This window comes from Bhargavaea cecembensis DSE10 (assembly GCF_000348905.1).
GTDB lineage: Bacteria > Bacillota > Bacilli > Bacillales_A > Planococcaceae > Bhargavaea > Bhargavaea cecembensis.
In genome coordinates, this window is sequence record NZ_AOFT01000020.1 from 14,943 (window position 1) to 33,799 (window position 18,857).

The 18,857-nt window shown below is 56.9% G+C and carries 15 protein-coding genes and 1 other annotated feature; of the genes, 12 read left to right on the forward strand and 3 right to left on the reverse strand.

Features of this window, described 5'->3' with window-relative positions; genetic code table 11:
* The first annotated feature begins 410 nt into the window (after positions 1 to 410).
* From hemA to C772_RS16220, 7 genes are all read left to right on the forward strand, one after another.
* Positions 411 to 1,772 carry a glutamyl-tRNA reductase gene (gene hemA, locus C772_RS14050; protein WP_035002515.1) on the forward strand — a complete coding sequence of 454 codons (1,362 nt, stop codon included), beginning with the start codon at positions 411 to 413 and terminating at the stop codon, positions 1,770 to 1,772.
* 84 nt (positions 1,773 to 1,856) lie between these two features.
* Positions 1,857 to 2,687, forward strand: a complete 831-nt coding sequence (locus C772_RS14055; protein WP_008301030.1) for a cytochrome c biogenesis protein — start codon at positions 1,857 to 1,859, stop codon at positions 2,685 to 2,687.
* 22 nt (positions 2,688 to 2,709) lie between these two features.
* The gene (gene hemC, locus C772_RS14060) at positions 2,710 to 3,639 is read left to right on the forward strand and encodes a hydroxymethylbilane synthase (protein ID WP_008301032.1); all 930 of its coding nucleotides are present in this window, start codon (positions 2,710 to 2,712) and stop codon (positions 3,637 to 3,639) included.
* Positions 3,632 to 4,396 (forward strand): uroporphyrinogen-III synthase, encoded by a 765-nt coding sequence (locus tag C772_RS14065; protein WP_008301033.1) that lies wholly within the window; start codon positions 3,632 to 3,634, stop codon positions 4,394 to 4,396. The genes hemC and C772_RS14065 overlap by 8 nt, the downstream gene beginning before the upstream one ends.
* A complete protein-coding gene (gene hemB, locus C772_RS14070) occupies positions 4,393 to 5,373 on the forward strand; it encodes a porphobilinogen synthase (protein ID WP_008301035.1) in 981 nt (326 codons plus the stop codon). The genes C772_RS14065 and hemB overlap by 4 nt, the downstream gene beginning before the upstream one ends.
* Position 5,374: 1 nt before the next feature.
* Positions 5,375 to 6,667: a glutamate-1-semialdehyde 2,1-aminomutase gene (hemL, locus tag C772_RS14075; protein ID WP_008301037.1), complete on the forward strand. Its 1,293-nt coding sequence runs from the start codon at positions 5,375 to 5,377 to the stop codon at positions 6,665 to 6,667.
* A 345-nt stretch (positions 6,668 to 7,012) separates the two neighbouring features.
* A complete protein-coding gene (locus tag C772_RS16220) occupies positions 7,013 to 7,729 on the forward strand; it encodes a hypothetical protein (RefSeq protein WP_008301039.1) in 717 nt (238 codons plus the stop codon).
* On the opposite strand, the gene C772_RS14085 is transcribed toward C772_RS16220, so the two are convergent.
* Entirely contained in the window at positions 7,688 to 7,879 is a 192-nt protein-coding gene (locus tag C772_RS14085) for a hypothetical protein (RefSeq protein ID WP_008301042.1), read from the reverse strand. The two genes, C772_RS16220 and C772_RS14085, sit on opposite strands and share 42 nt — an antisense overlap.
* A gap of 63 nt (positions 7,880 to 7,942) precedes the next feature.
* Positions 7,943 to 8,165, forward strand: a binding site (T-box leader).
* A gap of 46 nt (positions 8,166 to 8,211) precedes the next feature.
* On the opposite strand from C772_RS14085, the gene C772_RS14090 reads away from it, so the two are divergent.
* Together C772_RS14090 and C772_RS14095 are read left to right on the forward strand one after the other, a co-directional pair.
* Positions 8,212 to 10,866, forward strand: a complete 2,655-nt coding sequence (locus C772_RS14090) for a valine--tRNA ligase (RefSeq protein ID WP_008301043.1) — start codon at positions 8,212 to 8,214, stop codon at positions 10,864 to 10,866.
* A gap of 68 nt (positions 10,867 to 10,934) precedes the next feature.
* Positions 10,935 to 12,218 carry a nuclease-related domain-containing protein gene (locus tag C772_RS14095; RefSeq protein WP_035002518.1) on the forward strand — a complete coding sequence of 428 codons (1,284 nt, stop codon included), beginning with the start codon at positions 10,935 to 10,937 and terminating at the stop codon, positions 12,216 to 12,218.
* Positions 12,219 to 12,313: 95 nt separating this feature from the next.
* Here C772_RS14095 and C772_RS14100 read toward each other — a convergent pair whose 3' ends face one another.
* Positions 12,314 to 13,111: an ATP-grasp domain-containing protein gene (locus tag C772_RS14100; RefSeq protein ID WP_008301047.1), complete on the reverse strand. Its 798-nt coding sequence runs from the start codon at positions 13,109 to 13,111 to the stop codon at positions 12,314 to 12,316.
* A complete protein-coding gene (locus tag C772_RS14105) occupies positions 13,108 to 13,974 on the reverse strand; it encodes an ATP-grasp domain-containing protein (protein WP_008301049.1) in 867 nt (288 codons plus the stop codon). Before C772_RS14105 ends, C772_RS14100 begins: the two co-directional genes overlap by 4 nt.
* A 76-nt stretch (positions 13,975 to 14,050) precedes the next feature.
* Between C772_RS14105 and C772_RS14110 the strand changes: the two genes are divergently transcribed.
* The 3 genes from C772_RS14110 (at position 14,051) to C772_RS14120 (ending at position 18,741) form a co-directional block, all read left to right on the forward strand.
* Positions 14,051 to 15,235, forward strand: a complete 1,185-nt coding sequence (locus C772_RS14110) for a bifunctional folylpolyglutamate synthase/dihydrofolate synthase (protein ID WP_008301051.1) — start codon at positions 14,051 to 14,053, stop codon at positions 15,233 to 15,235.
* Between the two features lie 88 nt (positions 15,236 to 15,323).
* Positions 15,324 to 17,027 (forward strand): GGDEF domain-containing protein, encoded by a 1,704-nt coding sequence (locus C772_RS14115; RefSeq protein WP_008301053.1) that lies wholly within the window; start codon positions 15,324 to 15,326, stop codon positions 17,025 to 17,027.
* 19 nt (positions 17,028 to 17,046) lie between these two features.
* A complete protein-coding gene (locus tag C772_RS14120) occupies positions 17,047 to 18,741 on the forward strand; it encodes a GGDEF domain-containing protein (RefSeq protein ID WP_008301055.1) in 1,695 nt (564 codons plus the stop codon).
* Positions 18,742 to 18,857 lie beyond the last annotated feature (116 nt).

The window sequence follows — 18,857 nt, forward strand, 5'->3', positions numbered from 1 at the left end:
GACGAACGATGAAATTACACCCTGATTCATGCTGATGATTAGCCTGGCCCATGTAATCATGGCGGACTGCAGCGGAGGGCCGACTGCGAAATACCGGTCGTTTCATAAAGGACTGCTGCTGTCGAATTCACGAATGGGCTGAAGCATACATTGGTACATTAACACGCACGCTATGGAACAATACGGAGCCAATATGGTTTAATCCTGCGGCCGGATGTATATAGACAACCATATCCTTTATTTGCATCAGGCATGACCTTTGATTCATCGGGTGCCTTTTGCTATACTTACATTGTAATCATTATAAAGTAGCTTTCATGGCTTGTTCACAATTGTGCCGGTCCGCTTCCGCGGGGACGTGGTATAATGGGAGCCGTGAAATGAAAGAACGTGAGAGGTGTGACACCTTTATGTATTCCATTGTCGTCGGTGTAAACTACCGGACGGCGCCTGTCGAGCTCAGGGAGCGGCTCAGTTTCCTTGAGTCCGACCTTCCCGCGGCCATGCAGGCGCTGCAGAATGAAAAGAGCATCCTGGAGAATGTCATTGTCTCGACTTGCAACCGCACCGAGATTTATGCCGTCGGGGATCAGCTCCACACCGTACGTTATTATGTCAAACGGTTCCTCGCGAAGTGGTTCGGGATGGAGCTGGAAGAGATCGAACCGTACCTCACCATCGAAGTGCAGGACGAAGCGGTACGTCATCTGTACAAGGTCGCTGCAGGCATCGACTCGATGGTGCTCGGCGAAACCCAGATTCTCGGCCAGGTCCGTTCAAGCTTTCTTATCGGCCAGGAGCACGGCACGACCGGTACGGTCTTTAACGAGCTGTTCAAGCGGGCGATCACCAATGCGAAGCGTGCGCATTCCGAAACGGAGATTGGTGAAAATGCCGTATCCGTCTCCTATGCGGCAGTCGAACTGGCCAAAAAGATCTTCGGTTCGCTCAACCGCAAGCATGTCGTGATTGTCGGAGCGGGCAAGATGGGCGAGCTGGCCATCAAGAACCTATACGGAAGCGGAGTCGGCAAGGTGACCGTCATCAACCGTACGCTAAGCAAGGCGGAGGCGATGGCCGAGAAGTTCAACGGTACGGCCAAGCCGATGAATGAACTCCAGTGCTCTTTGCTTGAGGCTGATATCGTGATCAGTTCAACAGGCGCGCAGGATTTCGTCATCGATTACGATATGATGGAAAATGTCGAAAAGCTCCGGAAGGGCAAGCCGCTCTTCATGGTCGACATCGCGGTTCCCCGTGACCTCGACCCGAAAATCGGCGACCTGCCGAACGTCTTCCTGTATGACATCGATGACCTGCACGGAATTGTCGAAGCGAACCTTGCCGAGCGCCGTCGCGCCGCCGATCAGATCATGGATATGATCGAAACGGAGATTGTCTCCTTCGACGAATGGCTGACGACGCTCGGCGTCGTTCCGGTCATCTCCGCACTCCGCAAGAAGGCACTTTCCATCCAGGAAGAAACGATGGAAAGCATCCTCAACAAGATGCCGGACCTGACGGAGCGCGAGAAGAAAGTCCTCAGCAAGCATACAAAGTCAATCATCAACCAGATGCTGAAGGAACCGATCCTGCAGGCCAAGGAAATCGCGGGATCACCGGATGCCGCCCGGCAACTGGAGCTGTTCCAGCGGATCTTCGGAATCGAAGAAGCCGTCGCGGAAGAGTATGCCGAAACTGCGGTACGTGCAAAGGAAAAACGGGCCAAGGAAGCCAGCCTTGCCGCCATGAAACCGTCACCGGCTCACTGATTGTTTTTAAAGGGCGTTTCCGCATCTATGTGATACACTATAGACGCGGAAACGCCCTTTTTTATAAGAAAGCAGAGGGTTTCAATGACCGAAATCGGACTGATGAGGCTGCATGAGCTCATGGTCGTCCTCTATGCGGCCAGCCTCGTGTTTTATTTTATCGACTTTCTGAACAGCCAGCCGAAGGCGAGGAAGGCGGCATTTTACACGCTCTCCGCTGTCTGGATCATGCAGACGCTGTTTCTCGTCGGAAACATCGTGGAAGAGCAGCGTTTTCCGGTGCTCAGCCTTTCGGAAGGAATCAATTTTTACGCATGGCTGCTGATTACGATGTCGCTCGTCGTTCACTTTTTCAGGAAAGCGGATTTCGCGGTATTCTTCCTGAATGTGATCGGCTTCGCGGCAGTCGTCATCACGGCCTTCGGGGAAGCGGGGACGTCCGACAGCGCGGTCGGGGAGGCACTAATCTCGGAGCTGCTGTTTATCCATATCACCTCTGCGATGATCTCCTACACGGCCTTTTCACTGTCGTTCGTTTTTGCGATCCTTTATCTGCTACTGTACCGTTCGCTAAAACAGAAAAAATGGGACGGGCAGTGGGGCAGGCTGCCTTCACTGGACCAGGCAAGGCGGGCGATGACGATCTCTGTTGTCATTGGAGTGCCTGTCCTGTTGGTCAGCCTGATCCTCGGGCTGCAGTGGGCCTTTATCGCAGCAGGGCCGTTCCCTGTATGGGACCCGAAAATCGTCGGGTCGTTCCTGCTGCTCATCATTTACTGTGTTCTGCTTGTCCTGCAGAACCGCGGCAAGCTGAACGGTCCTGATATCGCATGGGGCCATATCCTGTCATTCCTTGCGGTAATCGTGAACTTCCTGCTGATCAGCAGGTTATCCGTGTTTCATTTCTGGTACTGATATTTGAAAGGGTGGGTTCTTTTTGAGAAAGATCATTGTCGGTTCAAGACGTTCCAATCTGGCGCTTACGCAGACCAACTGGTTCATCGATCAGATGAAGGCGGCGGGTGCGCCATTTGATTTTGAAGTAAAGGAAATCGTGACAAAAGGCGACAAGATCCTGGATGTCATGCTGTCGAAAGTCGGCGGCAAGGGACTGTTCGTCAAGGAGATTGAGCAGGCGCTCATCAACAAGGAGATCGACTTTGCCGTGCACTCCATGAAGGACATGCCTGCCGTGCTCCAGGAAGGCCTGACAATCGGCTGTGTGCCGGAGCGGGAAGATGTGCGTGACGCCTATATCGCAAACAAGCATGTACGCCTGGAAGACCTGCCTGAAGGTGCGGTCGTCGGGACGTCCAGTCTCCGCCGAAGCTCCCAGCTGCTTTTGATGCGCCCGGACCTTGAGATCAAGTGGATCCGCGGGAATATCGAAACACGGCTCAGAAAGCTCCGCGACGGGGAATACGATGCGATTATCCTGGCCACGGCAGGCCTGAACCGGATGGGCTGGGATGAAGACCTCGTCACCCAATACCTGGAGCCGGATCAGTGCATCCCGGCTGTGGGCCAGGGCGCGCTCGGCATCGAATGCCGATCTGACGATGAGGAGCTTCTCCGTGAGCTTGCGAAACTCACCGAACCGACGACGCAACAGGCGGTCACGGCAGAGCGGACGTTCCTCTCCGAGATGGACGGAAGCTGCCAGGTTCCGATCGGCGGCCACGCGGTCGTCGACGGCGGACAGATCCGCCTGACGGGCTTTGTGGCCTCTCCTGACGCGGATGATGTATTCCGCGCGACCGTCATGGACGCCGACCCGGTCAATGCCGGAAAGGAGGCGGCACGCATGCTGAAAGAGCAGGGTGCCGACGAAGTCCTCCGGAAAGTGAAGGCGGACCTCGATGAGTGACAAGCACCCCCTTTCCGGGATGACGGTGATTTTCACCGGCACCCCGAAAGCAAAGGAAGCGGTGGCTTCCGTCCAGCTGCAGGGCGGCAATCCCGTCATCCTGCCGCTCATCAAGACCGTCGAGAAGGTCGTTGCGACCGATCCCCTGAGGATGCAGACCTGCGCTTCGTATGAATGGCTGATCTTCACAAGTGCCAATGCGGTCCATTTCTTCGGCCGCAAGATGGAGCAGGTCGGCCTGACACCGGAAGACATCCCCGTGAAGATCGCCGCTGTCGGAAGCGAGACGGCCAAGGCGCTTGAGGACATCGGGTTCCGGGCGGATTTCATCCCGACCACATTCAGCGCGGAACACTTCGTGGATGAATTCCCGGCCGTCTCCGATGAAGAGGAGCGCTGCCTGTTCCTGAAAGGCGATCTCGCGAAGGATACGATCAAGGAAGGGCTTCCGAATGAGGTCGATGAATGGACCGTCTATGAGACGGTCGACGATGAGGAAGGAATACACGGTGTGACCGACCTGCTCCAAAAGGGCGGGCGGATCGCCGTGCTGTTTGCGAGCCCGTCGGCCGTCCGGGTGTTCGGAGAGCAGATTGCCCCGTTAACCGGCTGGTCCGGATTCACGATCGGCGCGATCGGACACGTGACCGAGCAGGCATTGTCTGAAGCGGGTGCCGCAGTCCACGTCAAACCCGAACGGTACACGCTGCTCGACCTCGTCCGGGAACTAGGCAACCGAAAGGAAGGAATGTCATGAACAAACTTCAGTTTGCACGTCATCGCCGCCTCCGCAACTCCGCAGCGATGCGTTCGATGGTACGTGAAACCGTCCTGAACAAGGAAGATCTGATCTACCCGATTTTCGTGGCGGAAGGCAAAGACATCCGCACGGAAGTCAGCTCGATGCCGGGAGTCTACAACCTGTCCCTTGACCGCCTCGGTGAGGAAGTGGATGAAGTCGTTTCACTCGGCATCCCGGCCGTTCTCCTGTTCGGCGTTCCCGAACACAAGGACGCGGAAGGCACGGAAGCATACCATGACCACGGCATCGTGCAGGAGGCCACACGCTTCATCAAGGAGCGTCATCCGGAACTGCTCGTCGTGGCGGACACCTGCCTTTGCGAGTATACCGACCACGGCCACTGCGGCCTGATCGAGGAAGGCCGGATCCTGAACGATCCGTCACTCGACCTGCTTGCCCGCACAGCCGTCAGCCAGGCAAAAGCAGGAGCAGACATTATCGCACCGTCGAACATGATGGACGGATTCGTTACGGTGATCCGTCAAGCACTGGATGAAGCCGGTTTCGAAGATGTGCCGATCATGTCCTATGCGGTGAAGTACGCGTCCGCCTACTATGGCCCGTTCCGTGAGGCGGCAGGAAGCACGCCTCAGTTCGGTGACCGGAAAACGTACCAGATGGACCCTGCCAACCGCCTGGAAGCGATCCGCGAGGCGCAGTCGGATATCGAGGAAGGCGCGGACATGCTGATCGTGAAGCCGTCGCTGTCCTATATGGACGTCATGCGCGAAGTCAAGGACTTCTCCGGCATGCCGGTCGTCGCCTACAACGTGAGCGGGGAGTACTCGATGATTAAGGCCGCCGCACAGAACGGCTGGGTCGACGAGGAAAAGATCGTCATGGAGACGCTGACATCGATGAAGCGCGCAGGCGCCGACATGATCATCACGTACTTTGCGAAAGACGCAGTACGATACATGGAGGGGAACTGATTTGGCCCGATCGTATGAGAACTCGAAAAAAGCTTTTTCCGAAGCTGTCAGCCTGATGCCGGGCGGCGTCAACTCGCCGGTCCGCGCGTTCAAGGCGGTCGATATGGATCCGATCTTCATGGAAAGCGGCAAGGGCGCCGTCATTACGGATATCGACGGCAATGACTATATCGACTATGTCCTGTCCTGGGGCCCGCTCATCCACGGCCATGCCGATGACGATGTGGTCTCGGCGATCCGTGAACAGGCTGAAAAAGGATCCAGCTTCGGCGCGTCCACTCTCGCCGAAAACGAACTTGCTAACATCGTCATCGACCGCGTGCCGTCGATCGAGATGGTCCGGATGGTGTCTTCCGGCACGGAAGCAACGATGAGTGCGCTCCGCGTGGCACGCGGCGTGACCGGCCGTGACAAGATCCTGAAGTTCGAAGGCTGCTACCACGGGCATGGTGATTCGCTCCTGATCAAGGCAGGCTCCGGCGTGGCGACACTCGGGCTGCCTGACAGCCCGGGTGTACCGGCTTCAATCGCGGGCAACACCATCACCGTTGCCTACAATGACCTGGAAGCCGTCCGTCAGGCATTTGAAAACTTCGGCGACGACATCGCCGCGGTGATCGTCGAGCCGGTTGCTGGCAACATGGGCGTCGTGCCTCCGAATGAAGGCTTCCTGGAAGGCCTTCGCGAAGTGACCGAACAGCACGGCTCGCTTCTGATCTTCGACGAAGTCATGACCGGCTTCCGTGTCGGCTACAACAGCGGCCAGGGACTGTTCGGCGTGACACCTGACCTGACCTGCCTCGGCAAGGTCATCGGCGGCGGCCTGCCGGTCGGCGCATTCGGCGGCAAGCGCGAGATCATGGAGCAGGTCGCTCCGGCCGGCCCGATCTACCAGGCCGGCACGCTATCGGGCAACCCGCTCGCCATGGCGGCCGGAATCGCGACGCTCAAAAAGTTGACCCCGGAATCGTACGACCACTTCAAGGCGCTCGGCGACCGCCTGGAGGCCGGCTTCCGCGAAGCGGCAGAGGCGAACAACATCCCTCACACCGTCAACCGCGCCGGCTCGATGATCGGCTATTTCCTCACAAACGAGGACGTAACCGACTTCGCAAGCGCCAAGACGTCGGATACGGAACTGTTCGGCAAGTACTACGCACTGATGGCGGAAGAAGGCATCTACCTGCCGCCGTCCCAGTTCGAAGGCGTCTTCATCTCCACCGCCCACACCGAAGCACACATCGACCGCACGGTGGAAGCCTTCCACAAGGTGTTCGGACAGCTGAAGCGATAATGAATTATGTGACCGTCCCGGAATGGGGCGGTTTTTTGTTGAGGCAGGGGCGTTATCAGGCTGGCGGGGATGTCGCTCCTTATTGCAGGTTGACACCCCTTATTTCAACTTGAGGATCCATGTTTCAAGTCCAGCGGCCATATTTCAAGTTGCGTTTCCCTATTTCAACTTCGGCGGCCAAATTGCAGGTTGCGGCTTCTTATTTCAACTCAGCTAGCCATGCTGCAAGTGATCGTCCCTTCGTTCAATTCCTTCGACCAAAAATACATCGCCCGTCCCCGCCATAATGGAGCGTCCGGATGCATATATTGTTTTATGCGCGAACATACAGAGGAGGAGAGGCAGATGGCGATGTCGGCATGGACGATGGAGCAGACGTTCCGCTTTCCGCAGGGCTGCGGGGAGCCGGTGCGCGCGGAATCGGTGAATGTGACGCCCCAGTACACGGACGAGCATACGGAAAATGCGTACCGGCTGACCGGTATTTATCACCTGACGTGCATGGCGGTGTTTGACGGTGAGGGGGGGACCCCGGAGCCTGAGGGCGCGACGATGATCGAGGAGATTGACATGGACGGGGAGACGGGCTACTTCGAATATGCGGTCCCGCTCTATGTCGATCTTCCATCAGAAACGGGCGAGGGAGCATCAATCAAGGCGCAGGACGTCCGGGCTCATGTGAACGAAGACGGGGCATTGTGTGTCACCTGGAAAGTCGATTGCCTGTACGGTGACAACATGGACGACGAGTCGGATGACTCGGGTTCCGAGAGGGCAGAAGTTCTTGAGACTCAGCCTGAATCTTCATCCAGGCCCGATCTGGTCATGCGGGAAGAAACCGAATCTTCATCGGTGCGTGCAGCTGCCGAGCCTGAGCAAAGACAGCCGGTTGCCGCCGCCGTTACTGCAGAAAAGCCCCGGGCTGCCGTGGAAGCTTCCGAGACATCACAAAATAGCCCGGATGAGGTCAGGGCATTCATCGCGGGCCTGGAGGATACGTATACGGTCTTTTCGTACCCATCATATAAAATCCTTGTAAAACGCGACGCAGAGACCGATTAACACCGCGAGCAGGAGGAAGTCGCCCGTTGTCGGGACGAACAGCGTGCGGATCAGCTGGAACACGGTGATCGGGATGATGATCATCTTGCAGTAAAAGCGGATTTTCCGGAGGCAGGGCGGCAGAAGCCACGGGTTGTAGTTCTTTCTCAAGGCGGAACACCTCCTTTCGTATTGACGGGCGGATGCCGGTTTTGTACAATGAACGAAATGGATAACGATGCAGTGAGCGGGAAGAGTAGGAACGGTAGTTGTCCGGAGAGAGGGAGCGGCTGGTGAGAGCTCCCGTCAGCGCCGTCCGAAGTCGCCCGTGAGCAGCCTCCGCGAACCAAGTAGCGGAGTGCCGGTCAGACGACCGTTATCGTTTCGAGCGCCGGCCGCTCTTGTTTGCGTGCCGGAACTAAAGGTGGTACCGCGAAGTCAGCCCTTCGTCCTTTATTGGACGGAGGGTTTTTGATTTCCCGGAAACAAAGGAGGATGTTGAGATGGAACAGAACGGACAGCAGGAAACGTCCCTGCCGACAAAGTACGATCCGCAGTCGATCGAGAGCGGCAGGTATGAATGGTGGGTCAACGGCAAGTTTTTCGAAGCGCAGCCGGAAAGCGGCAAGGAGCCGTATACGATCGTCATCCCGCCGCCGAACGTCACGGGCAAACTCCACCTCGGCCACGCCTGGGACACGACGCTCCAGGACATCCTGATCCGCATGAAGCGCATGCAGGGCTATGATGCACTCTGGCTTCCGGGAATGGACCATGCCGGCATCGCGACACAGGCGAAGGTCGAAGGCAAGCTCAAGGAAGAAGGCAAGAGCCGCTATGACCTCGGCCGCGAGAAGTTCCTTGAAGAATCGTGGAAATGGAAAGAGGAGTATGCCGGGCATATCCGGCAACAGTGGGCAAAGCTCGGCCTCGGCCTCGACTATTCCCGCGAGCGTTTCACGCTGGATCAGGGCCTGTCGGAAGCGGTCCGCACCGTCTTCGTCAAGCTGTATGAAAAAGGCCTGATCTACCGTGGCGAGTACATCATCAACTGGGACCCGCAGACGAAGACGGCCCTTTCTGACATCGAGGTGATTTACAAAGACGTACAGGGTGCCTTCTATCATATGCGCTACCCGCTCGCAGATGGCACGGGATCGATCGAAATCGCGACGACACGTCCCGAGACGATGCTCGGCGATACGGCTGTCGCCGTCCATCCGGAAGATGAGCGCTACAAGCACCTGATCGGCAAGACGGTCAAGCTGCCGATCGTCGGCCGCGAAATCCCGATCGTTGCCGACGACTATGTCGAGATGGACTTCGGAAGCGGCGCGGTGAAAATCACACCGGCGCACGACCCGAATGACTTTGAAGTGGGCAACCGTCACGGTCTCGAGCGCGTTCTGGTCATGAACGAAGACGGCTCGATGAACGAGCGCGCGGGCAAGTATCAGGGCATGGACCGCTTCGAGTGCCGCAAACAGATCGTCAAGGACCTTCAGGAAATGGGCGTCCTCTTCGAAATCGAAGAGCATATGCACTCGGTCGGACACTCCGAGCGGAGCGGGGCAGTCGTCGAACCGTATTTGTCCACGCAGTGGTTCGTCAAGATGGCACCGCTCGCGGAGGCTGCGGTCGAGCTCCAGAAGGGCGAGGACAAAGTCAACTTTGTTCCGGAGCGCTTCGAAAAGACGTACCTGAACTGGATGGAAAATATCCGCGACTGGTGCATCTCCCGCCAGCTCTGGTGGGGCCACCAGATCCCGGCCTGGTACCACAAGGAAACCGGAGAGGTGTACGTCGGCATGGAAGCGCCGGCAGACGCGGAAAACTGGAAGCAGGACGAAGACGTCCTCGACACATGGTTCTCGTCTGCCCTCTGGCCGTTCTCGACATTGAACTGGCCGGATGAGGAAAACGAACTGTTCAAGCGCTACTACCCGACGGATGCACTTGTGACGGGCTATGACATCATCTTCTTCTGGGTTTCCCGGATGATTTTCCAGGGACTTGAATTCACCGGCGAGCGTCCGTTCGACGACGTGCTGATCCACGGACTTGTCCGCGCGGAAGACGGCCGCAAGATGTCGAAGTCGCTCGGCAACGGCGTCGACCCGATGGACGTCATCGACCAGTACGGCGCAGACTCTCTGCGCTACTTCCTCGCGACGGGCTCGTCCCCGGGGCAGGATCTTCGCTTCTCCAATGAGAAAGTCGAGTCTGTCTGGAACTTCGCGAACAAGATCTGGAACGCGTCGCGGTTTGCACTGATGAACATGGATGGCCTGAAGTACGAGGAAATCGACCTTACCGGCGAGAAGTCCGCAGCGGATGCGTGGATCCTTACCCGCCTGAACGAAACGATCGAGACCGTGACGAAGCTCGCAGACAAATACGAGTTCGGTGAAGTCGGCCGCGCACTGTATAACTTCATCTGGGACGACTTCTGCGACTGGTACATCGAGATGGCGAAGCTGCCGCTGTACGGCGAAGACGAAGCGGCGAAGAAGACGACCCGCTCGATCCTCGCTTACGTCCTCGACAACACGATGCGCCTGCTCCACCCGTTCATGCCGTTCATCACGGAAGAAATCTGGCAGAGCCTGCCGCACGAAGGCGAGTCGATCGTCGCAGCCAAATGGCCGGTTGCCGACCCGTCGCTGTCCGACGAACAGCGCGCAGGCGACATGAAGACGCTCATGGACGTCATTAAGGCGGTCCGCAACATCCGCGCCGAAGTGAACACGCCGATGAGCAAAAAAGTCGCGCTCGCAATCCGGACGCATGACGACTCTACACAGGCCGCGCTGGAAAACAACCGCGGGTACATCGAGCGCTTCTGCAATCCGGAAACACTCAATATCAGCCGCGATCTGGCAGCGCCGGACAAATCCATGTCCGCCGTCGTCACCGGCGCCGAACTCTTTATGCCGCTCGAGGGCCTCATCAATATCGAGGAAGAACTCGCACGGCTTGAAAAAGAGCTCGGCAAATGGCAGAGCGAGCTGAAGCGCGTGGAAGGCAAGCTCTCGAACGAACGCTTCGTCTCCAAAGCTCCGGCCGCCGTCGTCGAAGAAGAACGCGCCAAGCAGAAGGACTACCAGGAAAAATACGACTCCGTCCAAAAACGTATTGCGGAGCTGAAAGAGATTTGAATAGATGAAGTGACCCCCGCCGGAGACGGCGGGGGTTTCGCTGTTGGTGCGGGGCGCGGCCGACGGTTATGATCTTTCACGACCGCTTGTTGATATTTCCCGGGAGTTTATTGATATTTCCTGAATTGGTGATGATCTTTCACGAGTGCTTGTTGATCATTCAACCCATAAGCCTTCAAAATTCAATTTTGGGGCCATCGAAGCGTCCAAAATTCAAAGATGGAACAGTCCATTCCAAGTTGCCCGAAAACGTGTTAACCTCTTGGAAAATAAGAAAGCGGGTGTTGGATGTTATTACACAGGGCGCCGCATTATTGATGGAATTCGCTTATGGGCAAGCGGTTGAACGTCTTCCTCCCTATACATCGGAACGTTCCGATACAGAACGATCACTAAGAAATTTACGCGCCGGAGCGGCTGGAGAACAGAAGGTAATTGAGGCGGTGCGATCCGTTGCGCTGCCGGAGCATACTGAACTTGTCCAAAACGTTACTCTTTCACTCTTGGGCGGGGTCCGTTTTCAGATGGATCTGGCCCTCCTGTCTAAAAGCGGAATCCTGTTAATCGAGTGCAAGCAAATTGGTGGCAGATTGAAGTTTCATACCGGACCGGCTGAACTGAGGAAAGTAGATGAAGATGGGCGGATTTTATCCGTTTATGACTGCCCGGTCGCCCAGTTGAGTGATCAGCAAGAGAATCTTCTTCAGTGGCTGAGGATAGCTGGATTCAGGACGCCGGTGTACGGGGCTGTGGTGTTTGCCAACAATCCAATCATCGAAGAGATTGGGGAGGGCATGCCGGTGTTTAAACTGCGGGAGACTCGAAATCTGGTTCGTCGCCATGTTGAACGAAAACCTGTTGTACATGAGAATGAAGTCAACCGAATTGCCGCTGCAATGATTGAGAGTTCCATTCCTTATCTGCCATTCCCACTCCAGATTGCAGAACCTTCGCAATTTGTGACTAATCCTATTTGCTCCATCTGCAACAATGTGTTGAGCAAACGTTCGGAGAGAAAATGGGAGTGCGCCAAATGCAATCGAATTGAGCACAAGCCATACCTGCTCACGCTGCTTGCGTGGTTCCTGTTAATCCGCAATACCATTTCATCTGCGGAAATCATGCAGCTATTCGGTCTGAAGACACATAAAGCAGCGCGCAGTATCGCAGAAAGACTGCCTTTGGAAAAAATCGGATCCAGAAAGTCTTCGGCTTATAAAGCTGATTATGAGGCGTTGGCAGGATCTTCAATGGTGTTGGATGCTATCCAGACATGGCTCAAGCAGGACAGAGCGGCGAAAGATCAATATGGGACCCGGAAAGATCACCAACTGGCAGCGAAAGATCAATAAGCGTAGGCGAAAGATCATTAAAGACCCCTGAAAGATCACCACCATCAGACGACCCACCACACCCAAAAATCCCCCGGCCTTCACCCGCCGGGGGATTATTCGTTCAGCTTCATTCTGATATGCTGCATGAGGACGTCGGCGATGTCTACATCACTCGTTTCATAGAGTGATCTGGCGCCGACGGGGTCCTCGATTTCGTTGAGGAGGAAGCCTCCGTCGGGGAGGAGGAGGAAGTCGACGCCGATGTAGTCGCTTTTCAGGGCGCGGGCGATGCGCTGGGCGGCGCGTACCATGTCGGCTGACGGCATATGCGGGTCGACGCGGCCGCCGAGTGTGTAGTTGGATTTGAATCCGGAGCTGCCGGTGCGCTTGACGGCGCCGGCGAGTTCGTTGCCGACCATGAACAGGCGGACGTCGGCGGCGCCGGATTCGATAAAGGGCTGGCCGATGATGCGGCGGTCCATGAAGCGGGTGAAGAACCAGCCGGCTTCCATTTCGTCGAGGACGCGGGCGACTTCGACGCCGCCGTGGCCGTCGACGGTTTTCAGCACCGCAGGATAGCTGTCCAGCTCGTCCGGGCTTTCGACAAGGCGGCTCGGGACCGCGGGGACCCCCATGAATGTCGCCAGCTGGAAGGTTGCGAACTTATCGTTGGCGATCTGGTTGATCTTTGCGCGGTTAAACAGCCGGTGGCCGGCATGTTCAAGTTCGCGTGCGAGTTTCGGGTTCCGCTCACGGAAGATGACGAAGTCCGCATCCGGAGACAGGTCTTCCGGGTACATCGACAGGGTCAGCAGCATGCCCGCCCGCTCGGCAGCCAGCTTCAGTAGCTTGATGAAGGCGACGTTGCGGGCTGCCTCATCCGGACGGTAATAAACGATTCCATGCTTCATTGGAGTTTCTCCAGTATGTATTCGATCATCGCGTCGGCCACGTTGATGCCGGTCACGTTATAGATGTTTCTGATATGTGCGGCGGCATTGACTTCGCAGACGAGCGGCCTGCCGCCCGGTCCGAACAGGAGGTCGACACCCGCAAACTCCGCTCCGACCGCCCGGGCAGCATCCAGCGCAACCTCCCGCTGCTCATCACTCAGCTCCACGGGCTCCGCGACACCGCCGTTTGTGATATTCGCCCGGAAGTCGGTCTCTGAGTGCCGGTACATCGCCGCGACGATCCGGTTGCCGACCGTGTTCACCCGGATGTCGCGGCCCCGGCTAGAAGCGATGAATTCCTGAAAGACGAAGTCGACGCCGCGAAGGGATTCCACTTTCTCGAAAAACGCCTCCTCCGTCTCGATCAGGTACACCTTCGCACCGAACGAGCCGTGGCCTTCCTTGATGATCATCGGCAGCCCGAAATCGGCAAGCACCCGCTCGAAATACCCGGTCCCCGAGATCGAGAAGTTCGGATAGACCTTCGGGGCAATCACTGTCCGCGGCATCGGGATCCCCGACTGGGCGAGCCTGATGTACTGCTTCGCTTTATTGTCACACGTCTCGATCACTTCCGGATCGTTGAATACCGGTATGCCGGATGCCTTTAGCCAGGTGGCCAGCAGGATATCTTTGTCCAGGAACACGACGAATGAAGGCGGCGCGCCGATGCCGCGCTGCAGATCCATCATCACCTCATAGTTTTTCCGGATTTCTGCCCGGACCCCTGCGCGTTCCGCCGCCTCGGCGACAAGACGTGCCTGGTCCGCAAACTTATCCGATATGAGGCTGCCATTATAAATGACCCAACAACTCTTCATCGCTCTTCCTCCACTTAAACCGCGCTCTACGCTAAAATGAATTCATCACATAGTTTACCACACGGAGGAGACGGCTTTGATTCCAAAACTGGATTTGTATCAAAAGAAGCACGAACTGATGAGCGCGGATGAGATCCGCCCGGGGCTGGAGGCGATGGAAGAAGCGCTCACAAAGCTTGGCCACCCGGAGCGCGGACCGCGGTTTATCCATGTCTCCGGGACGAACGGCAAGGGCTCGACAGTGGCGTTCATGGAATCGATTGCACGCGCACACGGTCTCCGGACGGGATCATTCACGTCTCCTGCCATGATCGACCTCCACGACCAGATCCGGCTTGACGGCAGGCCGATCACGGAAAAAGAAGCCGACTCGGCCTTTGCCGAAATGAAGAAAGCCGGGATCTCGGGTCTGCTCACGGATTTCGAGCTGCTGACAGCCGCGGCATTCATTATATTCAACAACCACAGGCCGGATCTCGTTTTCCTTGAGGCCGGCATGGGCGGGCGATTCGACAGCACGAATGTCGTCGAGCCCGAAGCATCCGTGATCACATCGATCGGCCTGGACCACACCGGCTTCCTCGGCGACACCATAAAAGAGATTGCCTGGCACAAAGCCGGGATTTTGAAGCCCGGCAAACCGGGGATCATCGGGCCGCTCCAACCTGAAGCGCTGTATGAAGTCACTCGGGCCGCAAATGAAGCCGGCGCACCGGTCTTCATCTATGGCAGCGACTTTACCGCAATCCCCGGTATCCGTCCGGGTCTATCCGGTCCCCACCAGGAAGTGAACCTGGCGCTCGCCGCTGAAGCACTAAAGGCGGCGGGGGTTCCCATCGAACCGGAAAAACTGAAGACAGGGGCGGAATCCGCTTTTCTCCCAGGAAGGTTCGAGGAAATCCGGCCGAACGTTTTCCTGGACGGTGCCCATAACCCGGCTGCGTCAGAAGCGCTCGTCCATACCGTCAAAGATAGATTCGGCCAGGAGGCGAAGGTCCGTTTCATGGTCGGCATGCTCGAAAGAAAGGATTACCGGAGCGTGATTCGGATACTCGAACCGGTCGCGCATTCGTTTATCTTCCTTGACTTCGACCATCAGGACGCGGCACCCGCACAACTTCTTGCAGCCTGCACAGATATCCCGTCTAAGCAGATAAAAGCGGCGCAGATTCCGCAGGGCAGATGGGCCCATGAGGATCTGCCGCTGGTCGTGACCGGCTCACTATACCTTCTGTCGGAACTCCGTCCGCATTTCCTATAATTTTTTGAAAATTACGGGGACATTGATTCAAAGATTTGGTAAAGTATTTAATAGTGACTATTAATTGGACAGCGGGAGGGGGAACGGGATGGTTCGGTTCGGAAAGCACATACGGCTGGCGGTCCCGGTTGCCTGGCTGCTCACGGTTCCGGCGGGATTCGCATGGCTTTGGCAAATCAGGGAACCGCTTGACCCCGGACACATCCCGATTTTTGCCGTGGCCACACTGCTCGCGATGTTGGCTGTGTATTTTCCTGTCAGCCGGAACGGAATGCCATTGACTCTTGTCGGCTGGCTGACCCTGCCGGCATTTTTTCTCGGCGGGATCTTTGTTGAGGCGGTCATGATGCAGCTGGCACTGCTGGCTGCCGTTCCCGGAAACAGAAAAAGTCCGGATCCGCTGCAGCGGTTTTTCTTTAATTCGCTTATGTTCTTCGTACTGTCTGTCGCATCAGGCGCCGCTTTTTATGCAACGGGCGGCATCACAAAGGGGATGGGCTTTTCGGATCTCGCACTTCCTGCTGCCGTCTACCTGGCCGTCCATACATCAGGAAATATCGGCTTTGTCCGGCTTTATCAGAAGCTGATCGGGAACCCGTATCCGTTCCGGTTCAGACTGATCAGGCAGGATCTGGTATCGGCGCTGGTTGTGCTTCCCTATGCGCTGTCCGGTTATTATCTGTACCTTGCCATCGGCCCGGTGAGCCTGCCGGTCCTGGCCGTTCCGTTTTTCAGCATCATCTTCCTGCTGCGCCTGTACGACACGACCGAGCGGGTCAATGACATGCTGGCCAAAGCGGCAGAACTCGGGCACGGGATGTCCGGCAAACTGACCCAGACGGAGGTGCTGGACCTGTTCGTCAGGAAAGTGCCGGAGCTGCTGCCTGTGGATTTTCTCTATATCTATGACGTCAGGAACGGACGTATTGAACCACTGAAGCTAGTGGAGAACGGGGAAGTGCTTTCCGGCGCTTGGCAGCGCAGGGACGCCGACACGGGAATCGGCTCCATGGTCTACCATTCACCGAAGGGCCGGTTGTACGGAAGCCGGGATGGATGGGAGGTTTTTGTAAACGGTTCCATCCATCCGGAGGCGGAAAGTCTGATCGGTGTCCACATTATCCGCAACAAAACGGTGGAAGGTGTGATCACGGTCATGTCCAAGCGACCGTATGCCTATGAAGAGTCCCAGCTACGTGTGCTGGAGCTGCTCGGATCCTATCTGGCGGTGGCCCTGGAAAAAGCACGGCATGTGCAGAAAACGGTGCAGGAAAGCGAGCGGTGCGCACTCACAGGGCTGTATAACTACCGTTACATGGAGACGACGCTCCACAGGGAAATGGAAAAGGTGAACAGCGGCAGGGCCGACGGGCTTTCCTGTGTCATGCTCGATATTGACCATTTCAAGAAAATCAATGACATCCACGGGCATCATGGCGGAAACAGGGTACTGGCCGAATTTGCCCTGCTGCTTCAGGAACGTTCGGACCCGTCCTGGACGGTCAGCCGCTACGGCGGAGAGGAGTTTGTCGTCCTCTTGCCCGGAGTGATGAAGGATGAGGCCATCGCCTTTGCAGAAGCATTCCGCAGTGAAGTGGAGCATCATGCCTTCACGGTGGAATCAAACGGAGAAGCTGCCCCTGCGATGATTCCGGTCACTGTCAGCATCGGTGTGGCAACAGCGCCTGCAGACGGTGACAGCGCCCTGGGGCTGATCCGGAATGCCGACCGGGCACTTTACACGGGAGCCAAGCAGGTCGGCCGGAACAAAGTGGCCGCCTATACGGGATAAAGACGGGGGAGTGAATCTGATGAGAATCGGGAAGGGGGAGCGGGTTTCACTGCCGCTGGTCTGGCTGCTGCTCGTGCCGGGCGGCATGGCCATGCTCTGGCAGCTTGGCCGTGGCGTCGATGACTGGATCGCCTATACGATCATGGCGGCTGCCGCCGTTGTCACCGGGCTTTTTCCGCTGGAGTTCAGAAACATTACCGTCTCATTCCAGCAGTGGCTGCTGATTGCGATCTTCCTCAGGTTCGGGGCAGGCGCCGAAGCGCTGGCTTCACAGCTGGTCGTGCTCGCATCTGTCCTTTTCACTAAGTCGGCGCTGCCTCCGGTCCATCGCTTTGTGATCAATTCACTGATTTTCTTTTTCTCGTCCGTTTTTGCGGCGGGTGTGTTCTTTCTTGCGGGCGGGGTGACCGGCAGTATGTCCGTTCCCCATATAATCGGCTTTGGGCTGCTTTATATGATGGCGCACCTTGCGGCCAACCATCTCTGCATGCTGGCCGACTCCAAACTGTTCGGAAGGCCGTACCATTTCCGGTCCAGGGAAACGGTGTGGGATGCGGCATCGCTTCTCGTCATTTTCCCATTCGGAATCGCGGCTTACTTCCTGGAACGTTCATACGGACCCGGAGGCCTTTTTCCGATCCTGATCCCGTTTTTTATCGCGCTGCTGTTCGCGGCCCGATACAACACGAGCGAAGGGGTAAACCGGAGGCTCAGATCGGCCTCGAAAACGGGTTATGAACTCGCTGGCCGGCTCAACAGCGAGGAACTGATCCGGCTATTCATCCATAGGATCCGCCAGTCGCAGGGTGCGGACATCGTCTATCTGGTCGATTCAGCGGAGGGACGGTTGCTTGCCACAAGTGCATGGGAGGAAGATGCGCTTACGGAGAACCCGCGTCATCTTTTGATCACGGAGAGTGCCGGGAGTTACCTTGACAGGGTAGAGGCATCGGTTTTCGGCACTGCAAGGGAATGGCAGCGCGAATTGCCGTTCGGCTTACCGGAGGGAATCGAGAGTGTGATGGTCGCCCCTCTCCTGAACGAAGACCAGCTGACCGGTTATGTGGTGGCGGGGGCATACAGGCGCCACCTGTTTGCCAGGGAGGACGTCCAGATTTTCGACCTGCTGTGCACCCACTTCACCGTGTCGCTGGAAAAGGCGAGGTATGTCGAGACCGCCGCTTCGCACAGCGAACGCTGTCCATTGACCGGGATGCACAATTACAGATGGCTGGAGAGCGAACTCGAGCGCCGGGTAAGCAATGTGAACGGCGGTGTGCTCAGCCGGCTGTCGCTCATCATTTTGGATATCGACCACTTTAAGCGGCTGAACGACACATACGGCCATCAGAGCGGGAACGATATCCTTGTCAGTCTGGCGGCCATCCTCGAGAAGGAAACGGAGGGAAAGGGCCACGCCGCCCGGTTCGGCGGTGAAGAATTTGTCATCCTGCTGCCGGGATGGTGGAAGGAAGAGGCCGTCGGTTTTGCAGAACGGCTGCGGAAGTACATTGAACACTCAGTGTTCGAAATCCGGCCGGACCTCGGGGATGAGCGGACAAAGGAGTTCGTCAGCATCACCGCAAGCTTCGGCGTCGCAAGCGTTCCCGAAGATACGGACGAGCCGATGGATCTGCTCAGAAATGCCGACCGTGCGCTTTATGTCGGAGGAAAACAGTCGGGGAGAAATAAGGTTGGCGTATACCAAGTGTGACCGGACCGGGCAACCGGTCTTTTTGTGTGTCGAAACATCGACACTGGGGAAAAGGAAAATGACAACAACTGTCGAATGCAGGATAATAAGAGAATCATAGAGTCGGGGAGGGCGGA